Source organism: Endozoicomonas sp. Z74 (genome assembly GCF_057680865.1).
Genome location: NZ_JBLYZI010000173.1, coordinates 1 through 6,296 on the forward strand (window position 1 = coordinate 1; position 6,296 = coordinate 6,296).

A 6,296-nucleotide genomic window follows, 5' to 3' on the forward strand; every position below is an offset into this window, starting at 1 on the left:
AAGAACGCCAATGGAAACTCTGATAGATGGCAAAGAGATCTGGAAGGAAAAATTTGTAGCCTGAATTTGACCTGACAGACACCCTCTGAAAAATCGGTGACTGTCAGATCAGGTCTGAACTACTACACTTCAAGACCAGGAACCAGAACCTCAATATCGTATTTTTCTGAAATTCTGTTTTTATAGAAACCCTGCTCCATTGTAAAACGTGTACCCAGTAAACCAACCCGCTGAACACCGGCTTTTTTTAATCGTTCTGCCGTTGCATCAGCAATATTCACCAGCGGAATGGAAACAGACTTTTCAATTGCACCAGCCACCTTATGCATAGTATTTGTACAGATCAGGAAAAAGTCAGCCCCTGCTGACTCAACAGATTTTGCAGCATTTGACAAAATCTCGGCTGTTTTATCCCACTCTCCTTTATGTTGCAGCTTTTCTATTTCATCAAAATCAACACTGTACAGGCATACCTTTGCAGAGTGCAGTCCACCAAGAGCATTTTTTACACCTTCATTAATCTGCCTGTAATAACTGGCAGTAGACTCCCAGCTCATCCCCCCAATCAACCCAATGGTTTTCATACGCTATACATCCTCACACAGACCACCCCAAACAGTAACAAGCAAATTAAAAAACTCATATACATCAAAGAGGGACATAAATAATACGACACTGACACAAAGCATGAACAGAGTTTATTTCATCCATAAAAATAACCCCAAAAGACTTTGGCTGCTGTTATCAGCGAATTACACTTTCAAGATGAATAGAAGAAAGCCAGGTTTCTATTGCAACCTGTATCTTTCATCTAAATTCAAAACAACGGACTTGAGACAGAAACGGTCTCATCAATGAGTTTTTTTCATCAGGAAGGTTCACACAAAACTCAGGCAGGAGCACTGAATGTAAAGAGCCTGCCTGAGCCATCACAACCAGTGCTACTGTCAGGCAACACTGGCAACAACAATCCTTTTTTACTCACACGCTGACAGAACGGGCCTCTTCCTGAGCGTCTTTCTTCTCTGCGGCAATGCAGGCGGCTGCGGTAAAGACCACATCGGTAGAACTGTTCAGGGCCGTTTCCACGGAGTCCTGAATCACTCCGATAATAAAGCCAACCGCCACTACCTGCATGGCTACGTCATTGGGAATACCAAACAGGCTACAGGCCAGAGGGATCAACAGCAGAGAACCACCCGCCACGCCAGAAGCACCGCAGGCTGAGACTGCCGCAATCACACTCAGCACCAGAGCCGTAGCAATATCCACCTGAATACCCAGGGTGTGGACAGCGGCCAGGGTCATCACGGTAATGGTGATAGCTGCCCCGCCCATATTGACAGTAGCGCCCAGAGGAATAGAGACAGAGTAGGTGTCTTCATGGAGGTCAAGGTTTTTGCACAGCTGCATATTCACCGGAATATTGGCCGCAGAACTCCGGGTAAAGAAAGCGGTCACTCCACTTTCACGCAGGCAGCGCAGTACCAGCGGGTAGGGGTTTTGACCGGTTTTCAGATAAACAATCACCGGGTTCACCCCAAGGGCAATAATCAACATGCTGCCCACCAGTACCACCAGCAACTGGGAATACCCTACCAGTGCCTCAAAACCGGTCAGGGCAATGGTATTGGCCACCAGGCCGAAAATCCCCACTGGCGCCAGCTGAATCACAAACTTGACAATGGAAGAGACTGCCACGGACACATCATGAAGCATCACCTTGGTGGACTCTGCGGCATGGCGGAGCACAACTCCAAGACCCAGCGCCCAGGCCAGAATGCCGATAAAGTTGCCGGTCAACAGAGCCTCAACCGGATTCTGAACGATCTTGAACAACAACGTATTCAATACTTCAGCAATCCCCTGGGGAGGGGCCGCCGAAGCACTGTTGGTCACCAGGGTCAACGTCACCGGGAACATAAAGCTCATGGACACGGCCACCACAGAAGCGGCCAGAGTACCCAATAGATAAAGCACAACAATCGGGCGCATATTGGTGTGCTGCCCCTGCTTTTGATTGGCAATGGAAGAGGCCACCAGAACAAAGACAAGAATCGGGGCAACGGCCTTCAGAGCACCCACGAACAGGGAGCCAAGAAAAGAGATGGAAATGGCTGATTCCGGGGATATCACCGCCAGGCCAGCGCCCAGGACAATACCGATAATGATCCTCAGCACCAGGCTGGTGCTTGTCATCCGGGAATAAAAAGATTGGGCTTGACTCATGCTTTACCTGCTGTACAACATTGGATTTTTATCAGAGCCAGGGCCATAGGCCTTGGTACTCGCCCTACTGGCAGCCTGTCGGACTTACGACAATTTCGGTCTAAAATCCAGAAAGAACGGCCGCAGCCATGAGCGGTTCAAGACTGCCCCGATGAATTCGATTAAATAGACCGGCTATTCGCACGAATCCATCGGAAAATTTGACTCGTTCTACTGAATTTTATGCTCGAAAGCATAAGTCAGACAGGCTGCAAGGCATTTTCAGAGGAACCACCGAAGTAGCTCTCTCCAATGCAGCAACCCTCTCATTCCCTGAACCGGGCTGTTGCCTACCCTCTGGTTCACTCCTGTTTATAAACAGGAACGGGGGGATAGACAAATAAGACCTGTAAATCGTAACGCCATATACTTCTGCGGAATGAACAATAACAGTGTTTCTTGCTACAGAAAGACGGCTAAGGTGATGTTTATCGCGATTTATTCAGTCAATACAAAGGATCATGATTAAACAGCACCCTTCCTTAACTCTTCCTTAACCCATCCTTAACTCACCCCAGAATATCTTGCTACAGACCTTGACTTTCAACAGCCTTCCCCCACAGGAATCATCGCCTGCAAAACTTCAGCCGCCCACTTCCCCCCTGAGACAGTCGTCTTTCAACGAAAAGCTGAGCCTGCAATCATTCCCGTACACTATTTATACGGCTATTTGCTGGTCATTGAGTTGATAAGGGTCAATGCCTGAAGCACATCATCAATCACATTTGATCATACTCTCTCACCCACTCCTTGCGCGGCTGAGTCTCCAAGATCACAAGCCAGGCGAAGCATATCCCTGTGTTGAAGGCCATTTTCAAACACTGGCTGGGGGTAACGCTCAACAAAAAAATCCGGAATCACGCCCTTTACCCGAAATCCATGGCGCTGATAAAAGGTCAGCTGATACCCGAACGTTCCGGTGCCCAGCTCAACCCATCGAACCTGTCTGTCCCTCATGCAAGACAGCACATAACGGAGCAGCCCGGAACCAATGCCCTGTCCCTGTCGTGTTGGATCCACCGCAATATTAAACAGCTCTGCCCGGCCTGGTTCTATTTCCTGCATCACACAGACTCCCAATATTGCCTCCTGCTCACAGGCCACAAAACACCAAGCGCCCTCCAGATATTCCAGAATACATTGCTTCGATGGATCCGCTTCAAGCAACAGGTGTATAGGTGCCTGATCAGGCGACACCTCTTTATACATCACGGTTTATTTCCTCCCTGGCCCATCAGGCACCATATAGCTCCATAATCGCAGCTAAGCCCGATACGCTACAGGCCACATGATCAGCTTTTGCAGCCCAGCTCTCCGGCTGGGCACCACTGTATGCAACAGCCACTGAAATCACCTGTGCACCGTCGCCAAGTGCTTCCTGAAGGTTTCTGGCAAACAGCACATCCGCCTCATGATCCCCCACATACATAACCCGCCTGATATCAGTATGACCAAACATATCACTCAAGCATTTAAGCCCTGACTGGGGATTGGGTTTCTGATGGTGACTTTCAACATCATCATAACCCACAACCCCACGGAAACGCTGATCAAGAGTGCTCTGCTTTAAAACACGCCATATGTTTGCAGTTGAGTTTTGAGAGCATACTCCATGGGGGCAGCTTGAGAACCGATTAATAACCGCACTGATCCCGTCAAACAGGGGAACACAAGTTGTATTGCTCCTTTGATATTCCGCCCACAGAGCACCAGCCTTTAGCATTTCGTTTTCAGTCAAACCGTAAAACTCAAGATAAAGCTCCTGCCAGTTTCTGGCAGTGTGATTCGCCACCTGATAATCCGTCTCACTGGACAGGTATTTGGGCAGATTTTCTCCGGTTAGATGAGGTGCAACCTCCAACAGAATGGATTTTGTAATTTCAATATTCTTGCGAACAGAATTGACCAGGGTACCATCATAATCCCACAGAATGGCTTCAAGCTTCATCCAACAATCTCTTTCAGTAGTGTTCAATTATTGCACAGCGCCACAGCCTCAAAATGACTGAGCCGCAAAAACAAACGGGTAAAGGCTCTACTAAGATCATCCTGCCTTCTAAACCCCGGCAACACAATCTTGCTTTAGAAGCCTTAGTAGAAATACGTACACCCTGGAACACAAGCTCAATAAATAGTGCAGAGCCAGTGCTCCGACAAGCTCTGATATCACAGGAAATCATATCGGCTAATTCATAAACCGACCAAAAAAGAATATCCAACTTTTTAAAATAATCATGCGATAGCATAAACTATATTTTTAAATAAGAATAAATTGGTGGCCATCATTAACTCCACTTCATTATCAATTTTTCTTTATTAACGACAAAATAAAAGCCACTATACAACCAATAAAAGCCCCGATCAGGCCAACCTGATAGGCAGTGATATTCCATAATGTAATACTTAAATAACCAAGAACCCCACCTGAAAAAACAATATAGGCCCTATTATTTGTTTTTACAATCACCAAGTACTCCATAACAAATGAAGACACAATTGATTGAATACCAATAAACATAAAGCCAAAAAAAACATAGAAAAACACCTCAATATAGAGAGGCCCACCCATGCCAAACCCACTTGCGAAAATTCTGTCATATAAAATAAGAACAATAGTACCAATAAATATTGGACTGACTATTCCAACCGCTATTCTTTTTTTTCTATTCATTATCATATTCAATAGTTCACTCCGCGTGTTTAGCTGGCAACTATTAAAGCCCAAGAAGTGATAGTGGGTAACAGCTTAAAATCCACTAGTAATAGTTTGCATATTCATACTCGAGGTGCTTCTGGTCAACTCAGCAAGTTCGAGCAGCCACATTGCTTTAGAGTATCTGTCCTGCCCCCTTAACAACGACTCTCTGATTATCATCAGCTTTCCCAGAACGGCTTGAAATTCAGGGTAACCAACCTAAGTGGAAATCAAATCACCAGCTGCTGGGGGGACTTTCTCGTTCATATCATCGTGAAAAGTGTGCATGACGGCTTTATTCAGAAAGTGAATTGCCCCAGCCTCTTCCAGGTAACGAAACCACTGATCGCCATGCGAACCTGCTTCGTATGTTTAGTAGCCGTCGTATCAAGCACGTGACTCTTTCGACGCCCTTACTGAAGATTGAGAAAGTTAACCTGCTGTTCGAGATAGTCGAGTATTGCCTGGATAAACAAACCTAGTGTGTCAGTGACAGGTTTGGTGTAGAGGATTTATGAAAGCTTCGTACGAATCAGGACACATGATTTAGCATGTGCCAGTACGTTGACCTAAAAATCTCGACTTGCCAACTTTTTCCTGCGCATTTTTTGTCCTTTATTCACATTATTTTTATAGATCTGCTTTAACAAAAAGTAATTGGCGTTCATAATAACTGCGCGAATAAAAAAAAGCCATCAAAAAGGAGAAGGCATATGAAACTGAGAACCCATCAGTCAAAAGTCATGTTATCTATATTGGGCGCTCTTGCTCTCACTGCAGGGACCAGTCAGGCGCATGCCTATGGCGACTGCATAATCATGGAGAAGCACAGCAACTTTTATGAAGAGCTGGGCAAGGTTCAAAACAACATTGTCATGAAAAAACACAGTAACTTTTACGAAGAAGTCGGCCGTGTACAAAATGGGCGCATAGAGAAAAAACACAGTAACTTTTACGAAGAAATCGGAAAAGTAAGCAACGGCTTTATTGAACAAAAATACAGCAACTTCTACGAAGAAAAAGGCCGGGTTTACAGCGGCATGCTCGAGAAAAAATACAGTAATTTTTATGAAGAGCTCGGTAAAATGGAAGGCTCCGGATGTACAGATGAAGCTGGCGGAGCTGGAGCAGTACTACTGGGATTGCTTCCTTTTTAATCTGCCAGCGGGACAAAATTGAAGTAACTGAAAAATTATTATGATCTTTTGCATTAGTTCAGATCTGATCTGACAATTCCCTCTTCAAAAAAGGGAAGGGTTACCGATTTAGATAGAGGGTGAAATCACTGAAATCTAAATCGTAAAAAGGTAACCCTTATGATTCATACTAATCA

5 protein-coding genes and 1 pseudogene are annotated in these 6,296 nt (G+C 45.5%); 1 reads left to right on the plus strand and 5 read right to left on the minus strand.

Going from position 1 to position 6,296, the window contains the following annotated elements; translation table 11 throughout:
- Nucleotides 1-137 precede the first annotated feature (137 nt).
- From ACNRUY_RS25500 to ACNRUY_RS25520, 5 genes and pseudogenes are all read right to left on the minus strand, one after another.
- Nucleotides 138-584, minus strand: a pseudogene (locus tag ACNRUY_RS25500) (aspartate/glutamate racemase family protein); the annotation flags it as partial.
- A 397-nt stretch (nt 585-981) separates the two neighbouring features.
- The gene (sstT, locus tag ACNRUY_RS25505; RefSeq protein WP_488114482.1) at nt 982-2,229 is read right to left on the minus strand and encodes a serine/threonine transporter SstT; all 1,248 of its coding nucleotides are present in this window, start codon (nt 2,227-2,229) and stop codon (nt 982-984) included.
- Between the two features lie 768 nt (nt 2,230-2,997).
- Nucleotides 2,998-3,477 (minus strand): GNAT family N-acetyltransferase, encoded by a 480-nt coding sequence (locus ACNRUY_RS25510; RefSeq protein WP_488114486.1) that lies wholly within the window; start codon nt 3,475-3,477, stop codon nt 2,998-3,000.
- 25 nt (nt 3,478-3,502) lie between these two features.
- Entirely contained in the window at nt 3,503-4,216 is a 714-nt protein-coding gene (locus ACNRUY_RS25515; RefSeq protein WP_488114483.1) for an HAD family hydrolase, read from the minus strand.
- Between the two features lie 354 nt (nt 4,217-4,570).
- The gene (locus ACNRUY_RS25520; RefSeq protein WP_488114484.1) at nt 4,571-4,939 is read right to left on the minus strand and encodes a hypothetical protein; all 369 of its coding nucleotides are present in this window, start codon (nt 4,937-4,939) and stop codon (nt 4,571-4,573) included.
- 737 nt (nt 4,940-5,676) lie between these two features.
- On the opposite strand from ACNRUY_RS25520, the gene ACNRUY_RS25525 reads away from it, so the two are divergent.
- Nucleotides 5,677-6,120, plus strand: coding sequence for a hypothetical protein (locus tag ACNRUY_RS25525; protein ID WP_488114485.1), 444 nt, complete (start codon nt 5,677-5,679; stop codon nt 6,118-6,120).
- The last annotated feature ends 176 nt before the right edge of the window (nt 6,121-6,296 follow it).